Here is a 24,514-nt window from a genome sequence, read left to right as displayed (position 1 = left end):
CCTAAAGATGAAAAAAATAATTACTCTCCTATTTTTTTGTTTTTACGCTTTCGCGAAAGCGCAAACCACTAACCCTGCCCTATTAGTAAATATTCAAAAAGCTTCACAAGCAGAAATAAACGCATACCTCCCTGCAGATTTAGAAATAGGAATGCTCGTTTACAATACCGACGTAAATCGAATATTTGAATATACATCTACAGGGTTTTTACCCATATTAACGAAGTCTGACGAAACTGTGACAACGTTTATTGATGATGGTAATAATGTATTCACATATACATCTGAGGATGGCACTGTAACTTCCTTTGTTATTAATGATACTGATGCTACAAACGAATTTCAAGATCTTAGTACAACAGTAACAATCCCTAATGAAGAAGCACGTGTTGATATAACAAATGGCACTAACGCTACAATTAATATTCAAGATGCAGATGCCGATCCTTTAAATGAATTTCAAAATCTATCAAATGCTGTAGTAACAGCCAACCAAGAAGTTGAAATTCAAATATCTGATGGAACAAACACAACAATCAATATAGAGGATGCCGATGCAAACCCTTTAAATGAGACTAATACTGGTATTGCTTTTAATGGTACAGAATTGACAATTACAGATGCTGCTGGGAACCAAACAATAGATATTTCTAGCGTAAGCAGCGATAATCAAGCTATCTCCTCCACAGTAACAACACCTTTAGAAGTGGTCAATATAGCTCTAGAAGATGGAGGTAATATTGATATAAACATTGAAGATGCAGATGCAGATGTACAGAATGAATTGCAAGATATCCAATTAACGGGTACAGAATTATCACTTACAACTCCAGCCTCTCCTACTAACCTAGTGGACCTTACTGATAAGATTACATTACCAATGTTATCAAACGGAACCACAACCAATGATGAAATTTACTGGAATGGTACAGACTGGGTTTATGGTACACGGGTTGCATCTGTAAACAACAATACACCTAATGCTGATGGCAACGTAACGATAAGTGTAGGCAGCGTTTACACTGGTAATACGACGGATCCAACAATGATTACTGCAAATGAATTAGGAGGTGTTGCGGCAGTAGAGGGTGACATTTATATTGTAAACAACACAGCTTCACCCACTAGTGAAATAGGGTTAACATATATATATGATGAAACATCAGTAGAATGGATTCTAACCAACCCCTTTAACGCAACATTCTATGACAGCTTATATGTTGATGTAGATGGCGACACAATGGTAGGTGATCTAGACATGAGCAATAACAGTGTTTTAAATATCGCTACTCCAGTAAATGGTGGTGACGCTGCAAACAAGGCCTATGTAGACACCGTAGCTCTTATAGATAATGGTTATGGGTCTTTTAGCCTTTCAAGCCCCGATGGAACTATAGATACTGTTAACAAAGCTACATTAACTGAAAATACAGATGGCACATTTACTTTTGACAACAATAATGGCACACCAGTTACAATAGATGTAATGAGTGCCGAAACACTTACAAGTATCGCCCTCAATGCAGATAATTCTAATATTGATTACATAGCTGAAGACGGCACAACCACGCAACTAGATCTCACTGCACTTGTACAAAACTTAGAAACTGTAACTACTTTTGAGCAAGATGATACTACTACAGCTGTAAACCCTGCGGCAACTGGAGAAATCACATACACAGACGAAGATGGTGTCTCTTTTACAGCTCAAGTAGTAAGTGATGATGCAAACAATCAAATTCAAGTAGGTACAAATGGTGGAGCATATTTAGGACCAACAGTTTATACAGGAACTTTCATTATCTCAGCAGAAGGAACTGTTACGATAACTGGAATTCCGTTTGAGCCATCTCAGGTAACATTTGTTGCAAATGCAAATGTTGAAAGTCTCAATATAGATTCAGATAATGGCGTAGGTAATAATGACAGAGGTATTGACAATTCGTACGGAACAATGAATGGTTTTGCACGCAATATAAATGGCTCTTTAGTACAGCAAGTAATGTATTCAGGGGGACATGGTAACTCAATAAACGATATTTCTCGTTATGCGAGTAGCAGCAATTGTATTGGAGTGCGTTATGGAGATCAAAATGGAAGCAGTCTAGGTAAAATAGAAGCAGCATTTGGAGCGTTTACAACTGATGGATTTACTGTAAATGTAAATTATACAAATGGTGTAATTACAGTAAATAATACTAATGCGTTAATTGATGTTCAACCTGAAGACGTTAACAATGAAGCACTACTAGTGATTTTTACGGCATATAAATAAAGTATGAAACAAATATCCCTATATATTACCGCTTGTTTTCTTTTAGTTGTCGCTTTCGCGAAAGCGCAATCATTAAACCCACAGTTATTATTAAAATTAAATGAAGCTACCACAGCAGAATTAAACAGCATGACAGGCGTAGAAGCTGGTGCTATGGCATACGACAGCGACTTGAAAATAGCAAAGTTTTATGACGGAACCTCTTGGCAAGAAATGAATGTTCCAGCTAGAGGCAGCATTATTCTTAATAGAAATGGAGGATCTGGAATTCTTACCACTGCTAATAACACTTATTTTGATATGCCTATTAATTCATCTCATATACAAGCAAACGAAGGAGGTTTATTTACTGTAGTTGATACAGGCAAAGTCAGAATTGAGCAAGATGGGGTATATGCAATATCTGCATCTCTATCCACTAGCAATATGCCAGTAGGTAACACTAAATATATTTTGGCCGCACGACGCAACAATTCCCTTATAGGGTATTTATCTAGAGGCTCTGTAACACTAACTGGCCAAGATTATTGGGGATCATCTGGCACAATAACCTACTCTTTGAGTGCGGGAGATGTTATCAATTTTCAATATGTAATTAATGCTGGAGGGGCTAGCCTCAACGCAGTTTTCACAAATGCCTCGATAACAAAATTATAATAATATGAAAAATCTAATTACAGCTATTTTTGTATGTTGTGGTTTCGCTTTCGCGAAAGCGCAAGAGACTGCACATAATTTTGGTAATGTTCAGATTCATCAAAGTGGAGCTATAGGCTTTCATGGTGATCTCGTGAATGATGGAGACTTTGATAATAATCTAGGTCTAGCGGGTTTCTATAATCAAGACGAAGAACTATTTATTTTAGGTAACAATAAACCTATTTTCTTTAATATGGAAGTAGATGTTCCAGAGGATCTCAACTTTGAGGTATCTGTGGGTGTTACTAATTTTTTAGACTTTATAAACGGGAGAATTACAACTCCACGTGAAGACTTAGGAATTAATCTTGATTTTACTAATGATGCTATTTACTTAGGAGAAAGTGATGACAACCACGTGGACGGTTATGTGACAAATCAAGGAAATCTAGAATTTGATTTCCCTATAGGTGATGATTTTAAAATACGCCAACTCACAGTAGTCCCTCTAGATCCTGCTGGTGAGTTGTATCAGGCAGCATATTTCTTTGAAGATCCTAATACTCCAAGTACGCTTTCTGGGTCTTTTGATAGAGATTCTTTTCAAAATACATTATCCATTATTGATCCTAATGAATATTGGGATTTAAATGGAACATTACCCGTTCAAGCTAGACTTACTTGGGATGAAGAAACACAAGTACCTGTTCTTGCAGATGGAATTGAGTCTTTACGAGTTGTGGGTTACTCTGAAGTTCTAAATAGATGGGTGGACTTAGGAAATACACAAATCACAGGAAATGAAACTAATGGCCAGATAACATCTGACATCTTTGAGCCAAATGGTTTTTCGGCGCTTACGCTTGGTTCTGTGTTAAGAGGAGGTAGCTCTATAAATGTTTATACCTTCTTCTCCCCTAACGGTGATGGCATCAATGAGACTTTTGTTATCGAAGGATTAGCTACCAGTCCAGACAATGAACTATTCATTTTTAACAGATGGGGTGTAGAAGTTTTCTCAATGAAAAACTACGACAACTCGTTTGATGGAACGTCACAGGGAAGGGTCACTGTATCTCAGGACGATAAACTGCCAGTAGGTACTTACTATTATGTGCTTAAGCTTAAAGATCAAAAGGATCTAGCAGGTGCATTTTACATAAATCGCTAAATATTTCCCAAAAACGAACTTTGTTAGGCTGCTTTACTCTTTATTTATATTTTTAAATAAAAAAAGTGATGACCATACAGCATAAAGAAAGAGATGACCGAGGTGTCTTTTATATAAAAGGTGAAAATGGTATTATATCAGAACTTACCTACTCTAAAGATGATAATTCTGTAATCACAATAGACCATACAGAGACTAAAATCGCGCAAGAAGGAAAGGGTTACGCTTCAAAGCTTATGGCTCACGCTGTAACGTTTGCTAGAGAAAATAATCTTAAGATTAATCCGCTATGTCCTTTTGCAGAGGTTCAATTTGATCGTAACCCAGAATTTAAAGACGTGCTTGCTTAATGACTACCATTCTGGAAACAGAACGTTTGTATTTAAGAGCATTTATCTATGAAGATGCTGTACATCTTTATGAAATGAATAACGATCCAGATGTTATTAAATATACCGGAGATAGTGCATTCAAAAATCTAAAAGAAGCTCAAGGCTTCATAAGTGAATATATTAGGTTACGCACTACTGCATCTATCAAAGCTTCATTAAAGGTATCATTAGCAAGGTATGCTGTGATTAGAAAAGAAGATAATGTTTTTTTAGGATGGTGCGGACTTAAACTTCATAAAGAAAAAGGAGCCGTAGATATAGGATTTCGGTTTTATAAAAAACACTGGAAGCAAGGATATGCTACAGAAAGTGCCAAAGCTTGTATCGCCTACGCTTTTTCTGATCTACAATTACCATTTCTAGTTGCTCACGCTCATGTAGATAATTTACAATCTCGCAAGATTTTAGAGAAATGTAACATGAAAAATATTAGGCAAATTAATTACGATGATCAGCCTTCGATTTTATATCGTCTAGATAATGAAGATTACTCGCTTCGAGAAATTGCTGCACAAGATACTTGGCCAGTAAGACATCCTGTTTTACGAGCTGGCAGACCAATTGAAGATGTGTATATGGAGGCAGATGAACAAGCTTCTACCTTTCACTTAGGAATGTATCATAACAACAGTATAGTGGGTGTCGCTAGTTTTATGGAAGATACTCACGAGGAATTTACTGGCATACAGACGCGCTTACGTGGCATGGCCGTATTACCAGAATATCGCAATAAAGGAATAGCGGCACAAATACTTAAAAAAGGTGAAGAAATCTTAAAGGAAAGAGAACGCACTATCTTATGGTTTAATGCTCGCACAGTTGCACTAGACTTTTATAAAAATCTAGGTTACAAATTGATAGGGGAAGAATTTGATATTCCGCAAGTAGGGCCTCATGTTAGAATGAAAAAAGACTTACTATGAACAGACGCACATTTTCAAAATTAACGTTGCTAGGAGCTGTTGCTGCCTCCCTCCCACTTCACGCAACCACATCATTTTTTCAAGGTATTTCTGAAGATGAATTGCTAGGTAAAGGTGCTCCGCTTCTTACTAAGACCTCAGCATACAGACTTCGACCAGAAGCTGCAGTTGCTTATGAAGAGATGAGAAGTGCAGCATTTAAGGAAGGAATCAAATTCCAAGTAGTATCTAGCTATAGAGACTATAACCACCAAAATAGAATCTGGGAACGCAAGTACAAAAGCTTTCGCGAAAGCGGACTCAACCCTACTGCGGCAATTGAAAAAATAATTGAATACTCCACCATCCCTGGTACTTCAAGACATCACTGGGGTACAGATATAGATATTGTAGACGCCACTCCAAAAGTTTCTGGTGGACTACTCGTACCATCTAAATTTCATGGTAATGGCCCTTTCTGTAAGTTTAAAGAGTGGATGGATAAGAATGCAAATACATATGGCTTTTACTTAGTCTATACAGATGACCATAACCGTAAGGGTTTTAACTACGAGCCGTGGCATTACAGCTTTAAAAGTTTGTCACTAGACTATCTTAATGAATATCAAAAATTGCCTATTAAAAACAAGTTACAATCGGCTAAATTATTAGGAAGCGAGCATTTTACAGAGTCGTTTATAGACCGCTATCTCCAAGATAATGTAATGGATATTAATCCAGCCTTACGCTCTTAAAGCAACTGGATTTCCTTACGCTCTTGTAGCGCCTCCTTAAAGTCAGAACGGCTAGCTAATGCTTTCCCTATCCATTGCTCTGCCTTACTTTTATCTCCTTTATGCTTATAAATCTGAGCGAGTCTTAAGTAAGCCCAGTCTTTAGGCACTCCGTCTTTTGCTGTATAATTATCAATATATTTTTGCAAACAAGAGATCCCTTGATCTAAACCTATTCCGTATTGACCAGCAATTTTCCCAAATTGATAATGCAATCTATTATCTTCTTTATGTTTAGTCTGAGCGGCTTTTACCGTTGCAAGAGCATCCTCTGGTTTATTATTTTTCTCGTAGTGCTCTTGTAATTTCTGGTAACAAGTTACAGAGCCACCTACTTGAACGGCCTTTCTATAATTTACCTCTGCATCCTTAGGACGGTCATTGTATTCTGCAATATATCCATGGGCTAGATACCCATCTACTGGTGATATTTTGGACAGCTGATCTGCATATTTCATGGCTTTATCTTCACTTCCACCTATAATACTTGGTAACTGAATATAAAACTCAATAAGCGCCCATCTAGCTTCAATATGTTTTGGGTCAAGTGTTGCTGCTGTTTCAAAAGCTTCCTTGATATCACCTATCATAGTCGCCGCTCTCAGCTTATTTACTGCTAGGGCTTTCATACCCATCACGCCACCATATTTATAATGATAGTTTGCATTGTTAGGATACTGCTCAACTAGTTGCTCATAATATGATATGGCATCATTCCAGTTTTCTGCATAGCCTTCTATATCGCCTAGATATTCGATAGTTTTTGCATGAGTGGGATGCGTAGATAAGTATGTTTTGAAAAATGGTTTTGCTTGTTGATACTGTTCTTTCTTAAAAAGAGTTTCCGCTTTCGCGAAAGCGTTATCATTTTGTGCTACCACAAAAAGGGGAAAACACAATAAGAGAATCCATTTTATCATTTTCAAATTTTTATCAAATATATACCAATATGATGCCAAAACTGATTTACTTCTGAGGTGGATATTTACTTAAAATTTTTTCGGCTAGCTTCTTAAAATGAGCTTCCTTTTTTTCGGGAGATGCTTTTACCTTTACATCGCTCTCGCTCGTCGCCTCCCATAAGGTAGCCTGAGAATTTTGAGCTTCATAAATAGTGAAAATAAGCTCTAAGTGTCTTTCGGCTCCTCCTATAGGAATCCCACCACTTACGCCAACTCCCACATTACCTCCACCTCCACCAAGACCTACGCCAATAGTGTTTCTAGAGTTAGTCTCAAATTCCTCTGCTTTTATTTTGATGAAAATATCATTTTCCATCGTTTTTACAAAGCCTCGAGACTGCAATATGCTATCTGTATATTTTAAAAATCTACGCTCGTCAAACTCTGATAAGCCCGATGGCTGAGAGAAGTCGTAATCGTAATTCTTATAACCAGCAATATCTTTCTTAGTATCGTAATCATAATCTACATACATCGTCCCGCAGCTAGTGAGCATTAATGAGACGATAAGACATAAAAAAATCCGCATATCCTTAGTTTTGTATAAAGATAACAAAGGATTATGCAGATTGTTGTATTTAAGTAGTTCTTAACTACTCATTCATCATTTTCCACAATGCATCTTTAAGCTCTACTAGACCTTGTTGTGCAATAGAAGAAATAAATAAGTAAGGTATTGGAAGTTCTCTATCTAGTTCTTCTGAGACTTCTGCTTTAAGCTCTTCATCTAGCATATCACTTTTTGTGATAGCGATGAGTCTACTTTTATCAAGTAATTCTGGATTGTACTTTTGAAGCTCGTTGAGAAGTATTTCATACTGCTCTGCAATACTATCTGCATCTGCAGGGATCATAAATAGTAGTGTAGAGTTACGTTCTATGTGACGTAAGAAACGATGTCCTAGTCCTCTACCCTCAGCTGCTCCTTCTATAATACCAGGAATATCTGCCATTACAAAAGATCTAAAATCCCTATAAGCTACAATCCCTAAGTTAGGCTTAAGTGTAGTAAACTCATAGTTGGCAATTTTAGGCTTTGCCGCTGTAATTGCCGCTAGCAAAGTAGATTTACCTACGTTTGGAAATCCTACGAGACCTACATCTGCAAGTACTTTAAGTTCTAAAGTAAGGTGTACTTCATAACCATCTATACCTGGTTGAGAATGCCTAGGAGTTTGGTTTGTACTCGTTTTAAAGTGCCAGTTACCACGACCTCCCATACCACCGCGAGCGGCGATAAACTCTTGACCATCTTCTGTGATTTCAAAAAGCACCTGATCAGTCTCTGTATCTTTTATAGTTGTCCCTAGTGGCACTTCTATATATTCATCTACTCCATCATGACCTGTAGATCTTGATTTTGCTCCGTTTCCTCCGTGACCAGCACGCAAGTGTTTTTTAAACTTTAAATGTATAAGTGTCCATAGGTTAGTATTTCCTCTTATAATAATGTGGCCTCCACGACCTCCATCTCCTCCATCTGGACCACCCTTCTCAATAAACTTCTCACGGTGTAAATGCGCAGAACCAGAACCTCCATTTCCAGAGGTCGTGTGAATCTTTACATAGTCTACAAAATTTCCTTCAGTCATCTTTCAGCTAGCCTTTTATTTCTTTAATTGTATATCAGTACACTAGTACTATTTATAAGGTGTCAATCACCTTACTTAATCTGTCTGTAATCTCACTTACCGTACCCACGCCGTCAACACCATGGTACTTATTTTGCTTTTCGTAATAATCCTTTAAGATAGCGGTCTCTGCATAATATACTTTTATGCGATTGCGCACCACTTCTTCATCAGCATCGTCTGGTCTTCCTGAAGTCTTACCACGTTCTAATAAACGTTTTACCAAAACCTCGTCATCAACTTCTAGTGCAACCATTGCATTTACAGAAGTATTTTTTTCTTTTAGCAATTTTGAAAGAAAATCTGCTTGATCTTCTGTTCTAGGATATCCATCAAATATAAAACCGTTAGCGTCGGAGTTTCTTGAAACTTCCTCAGCTAACATCTTATTAGTCAGATCATCAGGAGCTAGAAGGCCTTTATCTGAATAAGTTGCAGCAATTTTACCTAACTCCGTGTTGTTCTTGTTATGGTATCGAAATAAATCACCCGTACTTATATGTACTAGGTTATATTTTTCTTTTAAAACTTCGGCTTGTGTTCCTTTACCGGCACCTGGAGGGCCAAATAAAACCAGATTAGTCATCGTAGATTTTTTAAGTTTATAAATGGATGTAAGATTACGTCCTAGACCATTATAGTCTAGACCATATCCTACTACAAAATCATTAGGTACTTCTAGCCCTATATAATCTATTTTATAAGGCTTTTTATAAGCCTCTGGCTTATAAAGTAGGGTTGCTATCGTAAAAGAGGCAACCTCTTCGTCTTTAAGTATTTTTATTATGGTCTCTACAGTATTTCCAGAGTCTACTATATCTTCTACTACAATCACATCGCGCCCTTTAAGTGACGGCTCTGCACCCATTACGGTATGAATTTCATCACTTTGCTGCGTTCCTTCATAACTCGCTACCTTTATAAAGCTCAATTCACAGTCGTGATCAAACTTTTTAATGAGCTCTGAGCTAAAGAGAAATGCACCGTTAAGCACTGTAAGAAATACAGGACACTTGCCCCTATAATCTTCATTAAGACGCACAGCCACACCGTTTACGGCATGTTGCACATTTGTTTTTGTAATAAATTTCTCAAAAGAGAGGTCGTGTAATGTGATGGTATTTTTCATAATAACAAAGGGCAAAGATACCAAGAGGAAATGACAATTGCCTTAAACCCAAAACCCAAATCTCAAAAGGACTTTTTTCAATCACTTCTCAAACTCCATCCTAAGGAAATTTGTACTTTTGAAAACAGTAATTAGATGCTATAAAAAAATCGAGCTTTGGTGGTTAGTCTGCTGTGTTTGGTCAAAGAAATAACTTTTAATTAGATCTCATAGGTCTGCACATAAAACCCGTAAAATGGGATTTAATATTATGACAAACTACTTCTCTTCACAGTTTAAACTTGGAATTTTAGGCGGCGGCCAGCTCGTTAAGATGATGCTTTATGACACTAGAAAGTATGATATCCAAACATATGTGCTTGACCCTAGTGATGATGCTCCTAGCAAGATTGCTTGTGATCATTTTGAGCAAGGAAGTCTTATGGATTATGATACGGTAGTCGCTTTTGGCAAAAAAGTAGATGTACTTACTTTTGAGATAGAAAGTGTGAATATAGAAGCCCTTGAAGCACTAGAAAAAGAGGGGGTAAAAGTGTTTCCGCAACCATCTGTGTTGCGTAACATACAAGATAAAGGAGTGCAGAAAGACTTTTATGCACAACATGATATTCCAACAGCGGGATATACAAAGTACGCTTTCGCGAAAGCGGTAAAAGAAAACATAGACACAGCGTCAAGTGATATCGAATTTCCATTTATCTGGAAATCATGCACGGGAGGATATGATGGAAAAGGAGTCTCTGTCGTAAGAACCGCCGAAGACTTAGACCACCTACCTCAAGTACCATGTATCGCCGAAAAAATGATTCCGTTTAAAAATGAGCTTGCAGTAATTGTGGCTCGTAGTGTATCTGGCGAAGTAAAAACATACCCTGTGGTAGAGATGGAATTTCACCCAGAAGCAAACCAAGTGGAGTATGTAATTTGCCCGGCTCGTATAGATGAGAATGTTGCAAACAAAGCCCGAGCAATCGCAGAGCAGGTTTCAAACGCATTTGGCCACGTAGGTCTACTTGCTGTCGAGATGTTTCAAACAGAAGATGATGAGATTCTTGTAAATGAAGTTGCTCCTAGACCTCACAATAGCGGTCATTACAGCATAGAGGGAAGTTTTACAAATCAGTTTGAGCAACATCTTAGAGCTATTTTAGACTTACCACTAGGTAATACAGATAGCAAAGTAGCATCTGTAATGGTGAACCTAGTAGGTGATGAGGGACATACAGGCGCAGTAAAATATAAGAACATAGAACAAATCATGGCGATGGATGGTGTGACACCACACATCTATGGCAAGAAGGAAACAAGACCTTTCCGTAAGATGGGACACGTTACCATTGTAAATCACGATCTTGCAAAGGCAAGACAGGTAGCACAAGAGGTTAAAGAAAATATACGTGTAATTGCACAATAAAAAATAAAGATTATGAAAGTAGGAATCATAATGGGAAGCACTAGCGACCTACCAGTAATGCAAGAAGCTATAGACTTCTTAAAAGAAATGAATATTGATACCGAGGTAGATATTGTGAGCGCTCATCGCACACCAGAAAAGCTTTTTGATTATGGTAAAAATGCTCATACTCGCGGTATTAATGTAATTATAGCTGGGGCCGGAGGTGCTGCACACTTACCTGGAATGGTAGCTTCACTATCACCACTACCGGTAATAGGTGTTCCTGTAAAATCTCGTAACTCTATAGATGGATGGGATTCTGTTCTTTCTATTTTACAAATGCCAGGAGGTGTCCCAGTTGCAACAGTAGCGCTGGATGGAGCAAAAAATGCAGGTATTCTTGCTGCTCAGATTCTAGGAGCTAGAGATGGCGCAGTACAAGATAAAATTATAGCTTACAAGGAAGGGCTTAAGCAGAAGGTTATAGAAGGTGCAAAAAGCATACAATAGAAAAGACCACCTAAAAGGTGGTCTTTAACAATGCAGTATACTGGGAAATGATAACGTATTTATTAACCATTCTAAATATTAACCAAACCTTTTCTACACATTGATTGGGGGAAATATCGTTTTAAACTAAAGTGAAAGTACTCTAGTTTTTTTCTATGTAAACAAACATAAAAAATTCATTCTATTTATCGACAACATCCCTGCTTTTTTCGATAAAGTACATGTTTTCAAAAAATTACAAAATTAAATGTCCATGTCGCTTACAAACAATCCGCTATTACAAGCTTTTAATGAAGCTCCTTTTTCTCAAATTAAAGACGAACATTTTAAGCCAGCCTTTGAAGAAGCAATACGTTTAAGTCGTAAAGAAATAGACGATATCGCTACCAGCGCCGAGCCTGCTACTTTTACAAATACCATTGCAGCCTTAGACTACGCTGGACAGCAACTAGACCGAATTTCGAGTATCTTTTTTAACTTAAATAGCGCCGAAACTTCAGAAGCTATTCAGAAAATAGCTCAAGAAGTTTCTCCACTGCTCACAGCTTTTAGTAATGACGTTACTCTCAACGAGCAGTTATTTGCTAGAATTCAAGATATATACGCTCAAAAAGACAGTTTAGACCTTACCGTAGAAGAAAAAACACTTCTCGATAAAAAATATAAGAGTTTCTCTCGTAATGGAGCCAACTTACCAGAAGATAAAAAATCCCGCTTACGCGAAATTGATACTGCGCTAGCACAATTAAAACTGAGTTTTGGCGAAAACATTCTAGCAGAAACAAACAGCTACGAGTTACACATTACTGATGAAAAAGATCTAGCAGGAATACCTGATAGTGCAAAAGAAGCATTTGCTGCCGAAGCTACTTCTAGAGAAAAAGATGGATGGGTAGTAACACTTGATTACCCTAGCTACATTCCTTTTATCAAGTATGCAGATAATCGTAAGCTACGTAAAGAGTTATCGCTTGCGTTTGGAAGCAGAGCATTTAAAAATAACGAGCACGACAATCAAAAAAATACGCTGGAGATTGCAAACTTGCGTTTTGAACGCGCACAATTACTGGGATATGCCACTCACGCTCATTTTGTACTAGAAGAGCGCATGGCAAAAACGCCAGAAAAAGTAATAAGCTTCCTTAATGAGTTATTAGAAAAAGCTGCTCCAGCAGCCAAAAATGAATTTGCACAACTAGAAAAATTTGCAAAAGAACTTGATAACATTGATCGCTTAGAAAAATGGGATGGTTCATATTATTCTGAGAAGCTTAAGAAAAAACTTTTTAGCCTAGATGACGAGCAACTCAAGCCATATTTCAAGTTAGAAAATGTAATTGACGGAGTTTTTGAAATTGCGACAAGACTGTTTGGACTTCAGTTTGAACAAGTATATGATGTAGATGTCTACCACAAAGAGGTTAAAACGTATCGCGTAACAGATGCAGATGACAACTATATATCTTTATTTTATGCAGATTTCCACCCACGTAAAGGAAAGCGTGGTGGAGCCTGGATGACTTCTTTTAAAGGTCAAAAAATTGAGAATGGTGTAAATGATCGCCCGCATGTATCTAATGTATGTAACTTCACTCCTTCTACACCTAGCAAGCCATCTTTACTTACGTTTAATGAAGTGACTACACTCTTTCACGAGTTTGGACACGGACTACACGGTATGCTTGCAAATACCACCTACCCTAGCCTCTCAGGAACTTCTGTGTACTGGGATTTTGTAGAGTTACCTAGCCAAGTGCTAGAGAACTGGTGTTATGAGAAAGAAGCATTAGAACTTTTTGCAACTCACTATGAAACCGGTGAAGTAATCCCAATGGACTTGGTTCAGAAAATAAAAGATGCTGCTACCTTCCAAGAAGGAATGGGAACCTTGCGCCAACTAAGCTTTGGCTTACTAGACATGTCTTGGCATGGTCAAGATCCGAGTGATATTAAGGACGTAAAAGTATTTGAAACAAAAGCTTTTGGAGATACTTCTCTATATCCTGACACTCCAGAAACGTGTATGAGTACAGCATTTGCACACATCTTTCAAGGCGGATATTCTTCTGGATATTACAGCTACAAATGGGCAGAAGTACTAGATGCAGATGCTTTTGAATACTTTAAAGAAGAGGGTATTTTTAATAAAGAAGTGGCAGCTAAGTTTAAGGATCACGTACTCTCAAAAGGAGGAACAGAGGACCCTATGACATTGTATAAACGTTTCCGTGGGCAAGAACCTAAACCGGAAGCATTACTACGACGTGCAGGGCTTATTTAAGTTCAAACATTAATCAGATTACAAAGGGAGCTCATTATATGGGCTCCTTTTTATTTTTCTCCTCTATCCACTTAGACATAAACTTGGTACTACGCATCGAGTGATGCAGCAACATTTGTCCAGTGAAATTATTACGTCGGCCGGTTTCTAAATTAGTCTTAATAGTATTGATTCTCGTTATGAAATCTTCTTCAAAATCTTCTTTTTGAAAATTCTTATTAATGATTTCTCTTCCTTGCTCCTGAGCTTTTTGCCAAGCTACGCTATCATTATATAATGTGATTGCCTCTCTTGCAAAAGTCGCATCATCATCAGTTATCGCTCCACTCCAAGGCAAGCCTTGTTGCATTCCCTCTGCCCCTATTGTTGTGGTCACAGATGGAGTTCCACACTGCATCGCATCGATAAACTTTCCTTTTAAACCTGCCCCAAAACGCAACGGAGCGAGTAATACAAGTGCATTGGCTATCACTTCATGAGCATCTTCTGCTCTTCCTTTTACAATAAATCCATCCTTCTTATTATGCAGTTGCATCACTTTTTCTGATGGATAAGCTCCATAGATATGTAACTCTGCCGCAGGAATTTCTTTTTTAATAAGTGGCCAAATATTCTTTTTAAGCGCTAGCGTAGCATCCCAGTTAGGAAGATGTATAAAATTACCTATCGCTATAAAATATTGTCGCTCATTAAAAGGCTTACAATCGGCTGGCGCTTTTGGCAATAAAAATGGTAGGTAATGTAAGAGTGAGCTAGGCACTTTAAAAAAGTCTTGTAACAATGCAATCTCCACTAGAGAAATCATTAATGTAAGATCACATCTATATATGGCTGCAATTTCCCTTTTGGCTACATCAGAGATAAGATCTTGCTCGCTGAAATCTCTATCCTCATTTACTGCTTGCTGGCGTGCTTTTCTCAGGCAGTGCAAATCTTCGGTGTCTAGTATTTTTATGGCATCTGGACATTGTTCTGCGATGCGCCATCCAAATTGCTCTTCGGCCATGAAACGGTCAAAAAGAACAATGTTGGGTTGGTACGCTTTCGCGAAAGCGTTAAAAGATTCATCATTTACACGTATCTCTTGGGTAGTAATCCCAAGCGTTTCTAGATCAAAAGCATTTTCTGAAACTCCAGCCGTACTAGCATAAGTAATCTTCCAACCCTTTGCCAGCATTATATCTAATAGCTGCAACATCCTACTTCCCGCTGCCGAAGAGGTAGGCTCAACCCATACTGTAGAGATCACTAATACGTTCATAAAATCAAAAATACAGATAAGAATATTGCTTTGATTAAAAATATTCTTTCATTTATTATTGAAACTACAATAACATTCGTATATTTGCTGTATGGAATTTAGTCAAGCAAAAAATAAGTTTATACAAACGTGGGGAGCCTTAGGATCTCAATGGGGAATTAATAAAACCATGGCGCAAATTCATGCATTATTAATGGTATCTCCAGAAGCACTTAGCATGGAAGATATCATGAGTGAACTTCATATCTCTCGCGGTAATGCGAGCATGAATTTACGCTCACTTATAGACTGGGGCATTATTTTTAAAGAATACAAAGCCGGTGAACGAAGAGAATACTTTGTAGCCGAGGGAAATATAGATGAACTTGCCAGAAAGATTGCAAAGGAGCGCAGCAAGCGAGAAATCAAACCTACACTACGTGTTTTAGAAGAAGTTACAAACCTAGAAAATACAGATACAAAAGAAGCGGCTCACTTTAAAGCAAAAACAGCCGAGCTTTATGAATTTGTCTCCAGAGCCGACAGCATGCTTGAAAAAATCACCGATTATAAAGAGAACTGGATTACTAAGACCATATTAAAACTGATGAAGTAATACTTCTCAATCTAAAATAACTAAGCACTGAAATATGTGCTTTTTATTGAATTAAATGTTTCATTATTTTCTGAAAGAATAATAATTAAATATCCTCAAATGATTGCATTTTTCTTAATTCTAATTTTTGGATTGTTACCTATTATAATTGGCATTTATCAACTAATCCAATTCGTCCAGTATTTAAACTCTTGGAGTAATATAAAACCAAATCTAAAGATATACTTTTTAGTCTATGGAATTCTCATAACGTTCCTCATACTTTATTCCTTCATTCAATACTACTGTAAAGTTCAGTTTAGCTATTTCTTAATTCTAATACCCAGCGGATTTATTTTAGGTATTTACTTTTTCTTTTTATCGGACGCTCAGCAAGATTATGATAATCAAACCAATAAATAATTATGAAAACCATCTACAAAATCAACAAAGTCATTGTGATCATTAATTTGATTCTCTTTATTATACCATATTTTGGATTGATATTTATGATAGCTACAGGCGCTACTCAGATCATTCTTTATTTAATACACCTATGCTATTGGAAAAAGATACCTACCCTATTTAAAAAACATCTTATTCTTTATGGGTTACTAGTTACGGCTACGTTGTCTTTTCTATACTTTGGTGAGGAGTTTGTTTATGCAAAAGACTTCGTTTTTGTAGTCAGTTTAATTTCAGCTGGACTCCTTGCATTTTACGCTCTTTATACCTCAAGAGCACTGAGTCTTAATGATGAATTAAAATCTACTTGTCATGAGCTATAACATCATCGCATACAGTATTTATGGTGTACTAATGAGTATCGTTATTATACAAGTAGGCAAAATCTGCTATCGCAATGGCAATGTGTTTGTGGCAAGCTTGATGCCAGACAATCTTAAATTATGTACATATATCAATAAGGTATTGCTAGTAGGTTACTACCTCGTAAATCTTGGATACTCCGTTTATATGATTTCTACTTGGAATGCAATCACCTCTCCTCATGATGTCATATCAAACATTGCTTCTCATGCTGGACAAATCATTATGCTTCTTGCAGCGCTTCATTATATAAACATCGCAGGCTTACAATTACTTTTTAATAAACAATCACTATCTAAATTTTAAATTATGGAAACTTCAAAAATCATCATCGGCTATTTTATTTACTTACCTGTCATTCTATTATTGACATTTTTTGTCTCGCGCACGCTTTTTAAGAATGGAAAAACATTTATGCTTGACATTTTTAAAGGCAAAGAAGAGATTGCAAATGCTACCAACAAGCTTTTTGAAGTAGGGTTCTACCTCCTTAATCTTGGGTTTGGGCTACTTATCTTAAAGATTAGTGATTATCGCTTTGATGAAACTTACCAAAGTCTCATTGAGATTTTAAGTAGTAAAATAGGTGGTTTCTCAATTTACTTAGGAGCTATGCTGTTCCTTAACTTATTGCTATTTTTTAGAGGTCGTAGAAAATCTAGAGCTATACAACCTCAACAAGTGTAAACTATAACATCATGAAAAAATTAATTATATCAGGTGGGAGCGGCTTTTTAGGGTCGCTCTTAACTGATTATTTCAGGAGTAGGTTTGAGGAGATTGTTTTGCTTTCGCGAAAGCAAAAACCACAGCACAACAACGTGCGAACGGTAGTTTGGGATGCTAAAAATTTCTCTGGCTGGGAGCGAGAATTTGAAGATGCAGATGTAGTTATTAATGTGGCTGGACGCTCTGTAGACTGTCGCTATACGGATAAAAACAAAGACCTTATCATGAACTCCCGTGTAGACACGACTACGATTATAGGGAAAGCGATTGCACAATGCAAAAATCCTCCTTCCACGTGGCTCAACTCATCTACAGCAACTATATATCGTCACTCGCTAGATAAGGAAATGACCGAAAGCAATGGAGAAATAGGTACTGGGTTTTCGGTAAGTGTGGCAAAAGCATGGGAAGATGCATTCTTCACAAGCACGACGCCTCAAACCCGAAAGATTGCGTTGCGCACATCAATCGTACTTGGCAAAAATGGCGGAGCCTTGCAACCCATTAAAAAAATCACCCAACTAGGACTAGGAGGAAAACAAGGTGATGGGAAGCAAAAATTTAGTTGGATTCATGAAGAAGACTTTTTACGTAGTCTTGACTTTCTCATAACCAACACAGCTATAGACGGACCAATTAATATAGTGGCACCTAAGCCCACCACAAATGCACATCTTATGTCATTGATGCGTGATACTCTCAAAATTCATTTTGGCATCCCTTCTCCAAAACCATTATTGGAAGTTGGTGCCTTTGTAATAAGAACAGAAACCGAATTATTACTCAAAAGCCGCAACGTAATCCCAGAACGATTATTAAAAGAGGGATTTACATTTAAGCACAGCCAACTAGACAAGGCTTTAAAAGATTTATTATGTTAGTTCACATTTCCTTGAGCTCAAATTTCTTGGATGAATAACCTATAATAATCGAACGCAAGCCCCTTGATTGTTTTAAAAATCAATATGCTAATCAGTTTTATGTTATTTTTGAAAAAATATACGACAGATTGATTATGTCCACTAACCAAATAGACCCCACAAAATGGGTAGACCAGTACTCGGACTACCTATTTAATTATACCATCGCCCGCGTAAATGATCGCGACATGGCAAGAGACTTAATTTCTGAGACTTTTCTCGCTGGTCTTAAGTCAATGAAAAACTTTAAAGGAGAGGCTACAGAACGTACGTGGCTCATTTCCATTTTAAAGCGTAAAATCATTGACCACTACCGCAAGACAAACTCTAAGAAAGGTAAGGCAGAAGTACACATCAATTACAAAGATGATGAGAGTGAAGGCGACTGGCTAGAGGAGCGCGTTGCAGATCCATTTGATAAAACTGCCGAAGATAGCATCGAAAATGAAGAGCTAGGCGAGGCGATTTTTAATTGCTTAAGTAAGTTGCCAGAAAAGCAAGCTCGTATTTTTAAGATGAAAACTATAGACGACTTTGATACTGAAGCAATTTGTAATGAATTTGATATTACTCCGTCTAACTTTTGGGTAATTATCCACAGAGCCCGCACAGCCATGGCAAGCTGTATGGAGAAAAATTGGCTATAAGTATCTAAAATAATTAAAAGTAAAAAAATGAAATTAAAAACTGAATGTCACGAGGCTAACCACATCTGCGACAAGAACCAGTATAATGAGGCTTCATTGTTAGAAAAGATAAGACTGAGTTTTCACCTTATCTATTGTAAAGCTTGTAGAAAATATTCTGCTCGTAATGGAAAGCTTAGTAAAGCAATAAAAAATCCATCTGTAGAAACCGTTTCTATATCTGACAAAGAACTCATGAAGCAACGCCTTCAAGAGCAGCTTAATCAAGTAAATAATTAAATAACAACGCTAGACTTAACCAAAGTAGCGGGATTCCCTCTACCCAAAAAGAAGTAAAATAACTCTTAATTGAAGTACGCTTTCGCGAAAGCGTGATACAAACCACTACCACTGCTACAATAATTGAGTGTGTAGTTAAAATTGGCATAGATAAGTCGTCCTTTAAGAAGTCTAGAATTAAAAATAGTAAAAGCCAAATCACACCAATGATTTTGGCTTTTTTTATGCCTACTATTTGAGGAAGTGTACGTAAAGAGGCGACGTCATAACTCGTATCTCTTATCTCAAATGGAATCATGATAGCGATTACAAAAAGAAAGCGTTGTAGACATACAATCCACACATCCCAGTACATAGAGAGTCCTTGCTCTAAAACTGGTAATATCACCGTGACTCCTGCCCATACTAAACCTATGATGTAAATCTTTATACCAGAGATGCTTCTCAAATTTCCCTTATCACTTTCTGTGCTTGCTGCTGGGAGAAAAAATGGAACTGCATACAGTAACGTGATTAACCCCAAAATACCACAAGCCACCCACACTTCTATTGGGAGCCAAAATGCCGTTATTATCATCCCAATTCCGCAAAAAACAGAAAAAACTTGTATTGATTTTAATGATTTTGCTAGGCTTCGATGGTGTAAACCAGCTATTTCGGCATATTTAACAAAATTATAGCCAGTCACTGTGCTAAAAAATAAAAACGCAAGCAACTCGTAATTAACGTTTATGTCTAAAGACAAACAAGTCACCCACCCTAATGCAACCACGGCTAAGCTCACGTGGATACTACTGTTTATATAAAAGTCAAAAACACGTTTAAACAACTGCATTAGACAAAAATACTACAACTGTTAATAAGGTTGTATTTCCGTTGAAAACATTAGCTTGCTATGAGGCAAATAAGTCGTAAAAATCGATTTCGTTGCCTTATTTTTGTTGGACCTAAAAATATTCAATACGATGAATACAGATTCGTTTGCATTACGCCACATAGGCCCACGTAGAAGTGATCTTCCTGAGATGCTTAAAACAGTAGGCGCTGAAACTATCGAGCAGCTCATATTTGAGACTATTCCTGACAACATTAGACTTGAGAACAACCTCACGCTAGACCCTGCGCTTAGCGAGCATGAGTTTGCTGCACATATCACAGCACTGTCTAATAAAAACAAAGTATTCAGATCTTTTATAGGTCTAGGATATAATCAAGCGATTACACCAGCAGTAATACAGCGTAATATTCTAGAAAATCCGGGATGGTACACGGCTTACACTCCTTACCAAGCAGAGATTGCTCAAGGACGTCTAGAAGCATTGCTTAACTACCAGACCATGATCACAGATCTTACAGGTATGGAGCTTGCAAATGCATCTTTACTTGATGAGTCTACCGCAGCTGCAGAGGCAATGGCATTGCTATTTTCTGTACGTAGCCGTGATCAGAAAAAGGCAGACGTAAATAAATTCTTTGTATCTGAAGAGATTCTACCTCAAACGCTTTCTTTATTACAAACCCGTGCAACTCCAATAGGTGTTGAACTGGTAGTAGGAAATCATGAGGAATTTGATTTTTCTAAAGAATTCTTTGGAGCCATCTTGCAATATCCAGGTGTTTCTGGAAAGGTATTTGACTACGCAGCTTTTGTAGCAAATGCAAATGCAGCAGACATTAAAGTAGCTGTAGCAGCAGATATATTGAGCCTTGTAAAACTACGCGCTCCAGGAGAATTTGGAGTAGACGTGGTCGTAGGTACTACACAACGCTTTGGTATTCCGCTAGGATACGGAGGTCCTCATGCAGCATACTTTGCTACTAAGGAAGAATACAAAAGAAGCATCCCAGGACGTATCATTGGAGTAACAAAAGACACTGATGGTAAGCGCGCCCTGCGTATGGCGCTTCAAACACGTGAACAACACATCAAGCGTGATAAGGCAACTTCAAACATCTGTACTGCACAGGTATTACTTGCTGTTATGGCGGGAATGTACGGTGTATATCACGGTCCAGAGGGATTAAAAAATATTGCAAATAAAGTGCACAACACTGCAGCTACCGTTGCAGATGCACTAGAACAACTAGGATTGTATCAAACTAACGAGAGTTATTTTGACACTATCCAGATAAAAGCAGATGCTGCCAAAGTAGCTGCTGTAGCACAAGAAATGGAAATCAACTTCCATTACCCAGACGCAGAGACTGTAGCAATCTCTATACATGAAGCTACCACTTTACAAGATGTAAATGATATCGTTTCCGCTTTCGCGAAAGCGTACTCAAAAGAAACTATCACTGTATCTCAAATTGCCGAAGGAAACGCGATTCCTGCAAGTGTGGCTCGTGAGACTTCATTCTTACAACTTCCAGTATTTAATAGCTATCATTCTGAAACAGAATTGATGCGTTACATCAAAAAACTAGAACGTAAAGATTTATCATTAAACCACTCCATGATATCTCTAGGCTCTTGTACAATGAAGCTTAACGCAGCGTCTGAGATGTTACCACTTTCTGATCCGCAATGGGGGAATATGCACCCATTTGCACCATTAGATCAGGCAGAAGGATACCAGACTATGCTTAAAAAACTTGAAGATCAACTTACGGAGATTACAGGTTTTGCAGGTACATCACTACAACCTAACTCTGGAGCTCAGGGAGAGTATGCCGGTCTTATGGTAATACGTGCATACCACGAATCTCGTGGAGACAGCCACAGAAACATCTGCCTTATCCCATCATCTGCACACGGAACAAATCCTGCAAGTGCGGTAATGGCTGGTATGAAAGTAGTAGTTACAAAAGCACTTGAAAACGGAAACATCGATGTAGATGATTTACGTGAAAAAGCAGAGAAGCACAAGGACAACCTTGCGGCACTTATGATCACATACCCATCTACACATGGAGTATACGAAAGCGCTGTAAAAGAAATAACCTCACTCATACATGAGCATGGTGGTCAAGTATATATGGATGGTGCAAACATGAATGCACAAGTTGCCTTGACTAACCCAGGAGCAATTGGTGCAGATGTATGTCACTTAAACCTACACAAAACGTTTGCTATTCCTCACGGAGGTGGTGGCCCAGGAGTAGGACCTATATGTGTTGCAAAGCAGCTAGTTCCTTTCTTACCTACTAACCCAGTGGTTACAACAGGCGGTGAGCAAGCGATTACTGCAATAAGCGCAGCTCCATGGGGATCTGCACTTGCATGTCTTATATCTTACGCATACATCACGATGCTAGGTGAGCCAGGATTGCGTCACTCTACAGAGTATGCTATTCTTAATGCAAACTACATCAAAGAGCGTCTTGACGGCGCTTACCAATGTTTATATGTAGGAGAACGCGGTCGTGCTGCACACGAGATGATTATAGACTGTCGTCCATTTAAAGCTCATGGTATCGAAGTAACAGATATCGCAAAGCGTCTTATGGATTATGGTTTCCACGCTCCTACGGTTTCTTTCCCAGTAGCAGGAACTATGATGATAGAACCTACAGAGAGTGAAAGCAAAGAAGAACTAGATCGTTTTTGTGAAGCTATGCTTTCTATTAGAAAGGAAATTGACACAGCAAGTTCTGATGAGCCTAACCACATTATGAAAAATGCACCGCATACTCTAGCAATGGTCACTGCAGATACTTGGGAGTTCTCATACTCTAGAGAGAAAGCCGCTTACCCGCTAAGCTATGTTGCAGAAAATAAATTCTGGCCTACTGTGCGTCGTGTAGATGACGCTTATGGTGATCGTAATTTAATATGTACCTGTGCTCCTATTGAGGAATACATGGAAGCATAAGTGCAGAATAACTGAAACATCTATTATTTTGATAAAAACATTGTCAAAATTGAGATGATCTCATAAGTAAAGGTCAAAATCTAGCGTTTTGACCTTTTACTATTTTATACATACATCAAGATTAATTTAATAACGGTAAAGTTCTCACTGATAAGTAGCTAAAAACAGCTTATTATTATGGATTTCACAAAATAAATAGGAACAGTTATGACATCGGGCAATCCCATTCTGTTTTATTAACTTTACCTCCTTACAAAATACCCTATATGGCAATTAAGATAACAGGTTTAGGCAGCTACATTCCAGAAGTCGTTACAAAAAATGACAACTTTCAAAAACATCAATTTTTGAATATGGATGGCTCTGCCATTAAATCTGAAAATGGTATCATCATAGAGAAGTTTAAAGCCATTACTGGTATTTCAGAACGACGCTATGCACCTGCTGGTATGCAATCCTCGGACATGGGGACGCAAGCAGCCCTAAAAGCTATTAAAGACTCAGGAGTAGACCCTGAAACACTAGACTACATTATTTGCGCTCACAATTATGGTGATGTACAAAAGGGATCAAACTTTAGCGATATTGTTCCTAGCCTTGCATCACGTATTAAACACAACTTACGTATCCAAAACCCTAAGTGTGTGGCTTACGATATCCTTTTTGGGTGTCCAGGGTGGATAGAAGGTGTCATTCAAGCGCAAGCATATATCAAAGCTGGTATGGCAAAAAAATGTCTTGTTATTGGTACTGAGATGCTTTCTCGCGTGGTAGATGATCACGACAGAGATAGCATGATTTACAGTGATGGTGCTGGAGCATCTATTATTGAGCAAGATGATAGCAACACTGGAATCTTATCTTTTGAGACAGCTACATTCACCTATGATGAAGCTTATTTCCTTTTTAACGGATCTTCATACAACCCAGAAGCAGAACAGCAAACTAAGTACATAAAAATGTATGGTCGCAAGATTTATAATTTTGCGCTTACACAAGTACCTCAAGCCATGAAAACGTGCCTTGAAAATAGTGGCTGTACAATAGCAGATGTTAAGAAAATATTTATCCATCAAGCAAACGAGAAGATGGACGAGGCTATTGTAAGTCGTTTTTACAAACTTCACGACTTAGAAATGCCTGAACATATTATGCCTATGAGCATAAACACACTAGGTAACAGCTCAGTTGCTACGGTTCCTACGGTATTTGACTTAGTACGTCAAGGAGCTCTAGAAAATCACGAGATTAACAAAGGTGATGTCGTTATTTTTGCAAGTGTAGGTGCTGGTATGAACATCAACGCTATGGTATATCGCTATTAATTAAGAGACAAGAACCCTCTTTTTTTATGTGTTACTAACTGTAAATTATCATTA

The 24,514-nt window shown here is 37.8% G+C and carries 24 protein-coding genes; 18 read left to right on the top strand and 6 right to left on the bottom strand.

Annotation, left to right across the window (positions count from 1 at the left end; genetic code table 11):
- Positions 1-7 precede the first annotated feature (7 nt).
- From DCS32_RS09375 to DCS32_RS09350, 6 genes are all read left to right on the top strand, one after another.
- Positions 8-2,275, top strand: a complete 2,268-nt coding sequence (locus DCS32_RS09375; protein WP_108878028.1) for a beta strand repeat-containing protein — start codon at positions 8-10, stop codon at positions 2,273-2,275.
- Between the two features lie 3 nt (positions 2,276-2,278).
- Positions 2,279-2,932, top strand: coding sequence for a hypothetical protein (locus DCS32_RS09370; protein ID WP_108878027.1), 654 nt, complete (start codon positions 2,279-2,281; stop codon positions 2,930-2,932).
- A gap of 4 nt (positions 2,933-2,936) precedes the next feature.
- Positions 2,937-4,085, top strand: coding sequence for a gliding motility-associated C-terminal domain-containing protein (locus tag DCS32_RS09365; RefSeq protein WP_108878026.1), 1,149 nt, complete (start codon positions 2,937-2,939; stop codon positions 4,083-4,085).
- A 68-nt stretch (positions 4,086-4,153) separates the two neighbouring features.
- On the top strand, positions 4,154-4,435 hold the full coding sequence (locus tag DCS32_RS09360) for a GNAT family N-acetyltransferase (RefSeq protein ID WP_108878025.1): 282 nt from the start codon (positions 4,154-4,156) through the stop codon (positions 4,433-4,435).
- Positions 4,435-5,400, top strand: coding sequence for a GNAT family N-acetyltransferase (locus DCS32_RS09355; RefSeq protein WP_108878024.1), 966 nt, complete (start codon positions 4,435-4,437; stop codon positions 5,398-5,400). The genes DCS32_RS09360 and DCS32_RS09355 overlap by 1 nt, the downstream gene beginning before the upstream one ends.
- Complete coding sequence (locus tag DCS32_RS09350; RefSeq protein WP_108878023.1) at positions 5,397-6,134, top strand: M15 family metallopeptidase; 738 nt, start codon at positions 5,397-5,399, stop codon at positions 6,132-6,134. The genes DCS32_RS09355 and DCS32_RS09350 overlap by 4 nt, the downstream gene beginning before the upstream one ends.
- On the opposite strand, the gene DCS32_RS09345 is transcribed toward DCS32_RS09350, so the two are convergent.
- The 4 genes from DCS32_RS09345 to DCS32_RS09330 all read right to left on the bottom strand — a co-directional run bounded on the left by DCS32_RS09345 (position 6,131) and on the right by DCS32_RS09330 (position 9,895).
- The gene (locus tag DCS32_RS09345; RefSeq protein WP_108878022.1) at positions 6,131-7,093 is read right to left on the bottom strand and encodes a tetratricopeptide repeat protein; all 963 of its coding nucleotides are present in this window, start codon (positions 7,091-7,093) and stop codon (positions 6,131-6,133) included. The genes DCS32_RS09350 and DCS32_RS09345 overlap by 4 nt on opposite strands.
- 46 nt (positions 7,094-7,139) lie before the next feature.
- Positions 7,140-7,664 (bottom strand): DUF4136 domain-containing protein, encoded by a 525-nt coding sequence (locus DCS32_RS09340; protein WP_108878021.1) that lies wholly within the window; start codon positions 7,662-7,664, stop codon positions 7,140-7,142.
- 64 nt (positions 7,665-7,728) lie between these two features.
- Positions 7,729-8,727 carry a GTPase ObgE gene (obgE, locus tag DCS32_RS09335; RefSeq protein WP_013750042.1) on the bottom strand — a complete coding sequence of 333 codons (999 nt, stop codon included), beginning with the start codon at positions 8,725-8,727 and terminating at the stop codon, positions 7,729-7,731.
- A gap of 52 nt (positions 8,728-8,779) precedes the next feature.
- A complete protein-coding gene (locus DCS32_RS09330; protein WP_108878020.1) occupies positions 8,780-9,895 on the bottom strand; it encodes an adenylate kinase in 1,116 nt (371 codons plus the stop codon).
- Positions 9,896-10,145: 250 nt separating this feature from the next.
- On the opposite strand from DCS32_RS09330, the gene purK reads away from it, so the two are divergent.
- The 3 genes from purK to DCS32_RS09315 all read left to right on the top strand — a co-directional run bounded on the left by purK (position 10,146) and on the right by DCS32_RS09315 (position 14,082).
- Positions 10,146-11,309 carry a 5-(carboxyamino)imidazole ribonucleotide synthase gene (gene purK / locus DCS32_RS09325; RefSeq protein WP_108879272.1) on the top strand — a complete coding sequence of 388 codons (1,164 nt, stop codon included), beginning with the start codon at positions 10,146-10,148 and terminating at the stop codon, positions 11,307-11,309.
- 9 nt (positions 11,310-11,318) lie between these two features.
- The gene (purE, locus tag DCS32_RS09320; protein ID WP_108878019.1) at positions 11,319-11,801 is read left to right on the top strand and encodes a 5-(carboxyamino)imidazole ribonucleotide mutase; all 483 of its coding nucleotides are present in this window, start codon (positions 11,319-11,321) and stop codon (positions 11,799-11,801) included.
- A 253-nt stretch (positions 11,802-12,054) separates the two neighbouring features.
- A complete protein-coding gene (locus DCS32_RS09315) occupies positions 12,055-14,082 on the top strand; it encodes a M3 family metallopeptidase (RefSeq protein WP_108878018.1) in 2,028 nt (675 codons plus the stop codon).
- Between the two features lie 34 nt (positions 14,083-14,116).
- Here the strand turns inward: DCS32_RS09315 and DCS32_RS09310 are convergent, their stop codons facing one another.
- Positions 14,117-15,343, bottom strand: a complete 1,227-nt coding sequence (locus DCS32_RS09310; RefSeq protein WP_108878017.1) for a glycosyltransferase family 4 protein — start codon at positions 15,341-15,343, stop codon at positions 14,117-14,119.
- 91 nt (positions 15,344-15,434) lie between these two features.
- Here DCS32_RS09310 and DCS32_RS09305 point away from each other — a divergent pair, with 91 nt between their 5' ends.
- The 7 genes from DCS32_RS09305 (at position 15,435) to DCS32_RS09270 (ending at position 19,320) form a co-directional block, all read left to right on the top strand.
- Positions 15,435-15,938 (top strand): GbsR/MarR family transcriptional regulator, encoded by a 504-nt coding sequence (locus tag DCS32_RS09305; protein ID WP_013750048.1) that lies wholly within the window; start codon positions 15,435-15,437, stop codon positions 15,936-15,938.
- Between the two features lie 404 nt (positions 15,939-16,342).
- On the top strand, positions 16,343-16,705 hold the full coding sequence (locus tag DCS32_RS09295; protein WP_108878015.1) for a hypothetical protein: 363 nt from the start codon (positions 16,343-16,345) through the stop codon (positions 16,703-16,705).
- Entirely contained in the window at positions 16,695-17,051 is a 357-nt protein-coding gene (locus DCS32_RS09290; RefSeq protein WP_108878014.1) for a hypothetical protein, read from the top strand. The genes DCS32_RS09295 and DCS32_RS09290 overlap by 11 nt, the downstream gene beginning before the upstream one ends.
- Positions 17,052-17,054: 3 nt before the next feature.
- Positions 17,055-17,432 carry a hypothetical protein gene (locus DCS32_RS09285; protein ID WP_013750051.1) on the top strand — a complete coding sequence of 126 codons (378 nt, stop codon included), beginning with the start codon at positions 17,055-17,057 and terminating at the stop codon, positions 17,430-17,432.
- Between the two features lie 11 nt (positions 17,433-17,443).
- Positions 17,444-18,355: a TIGR01777 family oxidoreductase gene (locus DCS32_RS09280; RefSeq protein WP_108878013.1), complete on the top strand. Its 912-nt coding sequence runs from the start codon at positions 17,444-17,446 to the stop codon at positions 18,353-18,355.
- A gap of 134 nt (positions 18,356-18,489) precedes the next feature.
- Complete coding sequence (locus DCS32_RS09275) at positions 18,490-19,041, top strand: sigma-70 family RNA polymerase sigma factor (RefSeq protein ID WP_013750053.1); 552 nt, start codon at positions 18,490-18,492, stop codon at positions 19,039-19,041.
- 27 nt (positions 19,042-19,068) lie between these two features.
- Positions 19,069-19,320, top strand: coding sequence for a hypothetical protein (locus DCS32_RS09270; RefSeq protein WP_108878012.1), 252 nt, complete (start codon positions 19,069-19,071; stop codon positions 19,318-19,320).
- Here the strand turns inward: DCS32_RS09270 and DCS32_RS09265 are convergent.
- Positions 19,301-20,155 carry a hypothetical protein gene (locus DCS32_RS09265; protein WP_108878011.1) on the bottom strand — a complete coding sequence of 285 codons (855 nt, stop codon included), beginning with the start codon at positions 20,153-20,155 and terminating at the stop codon, positions 19,301-19,303. The genes DCS32_RS09270 and DCS32_RS09265 overlap by 20 nt on opposite strands.
- A gap of 130 nt (positions 20,156-20,285) precedes the next feature.
- On the opposite strand from DCS32_RS09265, the gene gcvP reads away from it, so the two are divergent.
- Positions 20,286-23,135: an aminomethyl-transferring glycine dehydrogenase gene (gene gcvP / locus DCS32_RS09260; protein WP_108878010.1), complete on the top strand. Its 2,850-nt coding sequence runs from the start codon at positions 20,286-20,288 to the stop codon at positions 23,133-23,135.
- A gap of 266 nt (positions 23,136-23,401) precedes the next feature.
- Complete coding sequence (locus DCS32_RS09255) at positions 23,402-24,460, top strand: 3-oxoacyl-ACP synthase III family protein (RefSeq protein ID WP_108878009.1); 1,059 nt, start codon at positions 23,402-23,404, stop codon at positions 24,458-24,460.
- Positions 24,461-24,514: the final 54 nt, after the last annotated feature.

This window comes from Dokdonia sp. Dokd-P16, from assembly GCF_003095655.1.
GTDB lineage: Bacteria > Bacteroidota > Bacteroidia > Flavobacteriales > Flavobacteriaceae > Dokdonia.
This window is presented reverse-complemented; position numbering and strand designations above follow the sequence as displayed.

Bases quoted from the DNA above. Each gene is read 5' to 3' on its own strand.
- DCS32_RS09375 (WP_108878028.1), top strand. From the start codon at position 8: ATGAAAAAAATAATTACTCTCCTATTTTTTTGTTTTTACGCTTTCGCG.
- purK (WP_108879272.1), top strand. From the start codon at position 10,146: ATGACAAACTACTTCTCTTCACAGTTTAAACTTGGAATTTTAGGCGGC.
- DCS32_RS09355 (WP_108878024.1), top strand. From the start codon at position 4,435: ATGACTACCATTCTGGAAACAGAACGTTTGTATTTAAGAGCATTTATC.
- DCS32_RS09350 (WP_108878023.1), top strand. From the start codon at position 5,397: ATGAACAGACGCACATTTTCAAAATTAACGTTGCTAGGAGCTGTTGCT.
- DCS32_RS09330 (WP_108878020.1), bottom strand. From the start codon at position 9,895: ATGAAAAATACCATCACATTACACGACCTCTCTTTTGAGAAATTTATT.
- DCS32_RS09285 (WP_013750051.1), top strand. From the start codon at position 17,055: ATGGAAACTTCAAAAATCATCATCGGCTATTTTATTTACTTACCTGTC.
- DCS32_RS09255 (WP_108878009.1), top strand. From the start codon at position 23,402: ATGGCAATTAAGATAACAGGTTTAGGCAGCTACATTCCAGAAGTCGTT.
- DCS32_RS09275 (WP_013750053.1), top strand. From the start codon at position 18,490: ATGTCCACTAACCAAATAGACCCCACAAAATGGGTAGACCAGTACTCG.
- DCS32_RS09290 (WP_108878014.1), top strand. From the start codon at position 16,695: ATGAGCTATAACATCATCGCATACAGTATTTATGGTGTACTAATGAGT.
- DCS32_RS09305 (WP_013750048.1), top strand. From the start codon at position 15,435: ATGGAATTTAGTCAAGCAAAAAATAAGTTTATACAAACGTGGGGAGCC.
- DCS32_RS09345 (WP_108878022.1), bottom strand. From the start codon at position 7,093: ATGATAAAATGGATTCTCTTATTGTGTTTTCCCCTTTTTGTGGTAGCA.
- DCS32_RS09295 (WP_108878015.1), top strand. From the start codon at position 16,343: ATGAAAACCATCTACAAAATCAACAAAGTCATTGTGATCATTAATTTG.
- obgE (WP_013750042.1), bottom strand. From the start codon at position 8,727: ATGACTGAAGGAAATTTTGTAGACTATGTAAAGATTCACACGACCTCT.
- DCS32_RS09365 (WP_108878026.1), top strand. From the start codon at position 2,937: ATGAAAAATCTAATTACAGCTATTTTTGTATGTTGTGGTTTCGCTTTC.
- DCS32_RS09360 (WP_108878025.1), top strand. From the start codon at position 4,154: ATGACCATACAGCATAAAGAAAGAGATGACCGAGGTGTCTTTTATATA.
- DCS32_RS09265 (WP_108878011.1), bottom strand. From the start codon at position 20,155: ATGCAGTTGTTTAAACGTGTTTTTGACTTTTATATAAACAGTAGTATC.
- gcvP (WP_108878010.1), top strand. From the start codon at position 20,286: ATGAATACAGATTCGTTTGCATTACGCCACATAGGCCCACGTAGAAGT.
- DCS32_RS09310 (WP_108878017.1), bottom strand. From the start codon at position 15,343: ATGAACGTATTAGTGATCTCTACAGTATGGGTTGAGCCTACCTCTTCG.
- DCS32_RS09280 (WP_108878013.1), top strand. From the start codon at position 17,444: ATGAAAAAATTAATTATATCAGGTGGGAGCGGCTTTTTAGGGTCGCTC.
- DCS32_RS09315 (WP_108878018.1), top strand. From the start codon at position 12,055: ATGTCGCTTACAAACAATCCGCTATTACAAGCTTTTAATGAAGCTCCT.
- DCS32_RS09370 (WP_108878027.1), top strand. From the start codon at position 2,279: ATGAAACAAATATCCCTATATATTACCGCTTGTTTTCTTTTAGTTGTC.
- DCS32_RS09270 (WP_108878012.1), top strand. From the start codon at position 19,069: ATGAAATTAAAAACTGAATGTCACGAGGCTAACCACATCTGCGACAAG.
- DCS32_RS09340 (WP_108878021.1), bottom strand. From the start codon at position 7,664: ATGCGGATTTTTTTATGTCTTATCGTCTCATTAATGCTCACTAGCTGC.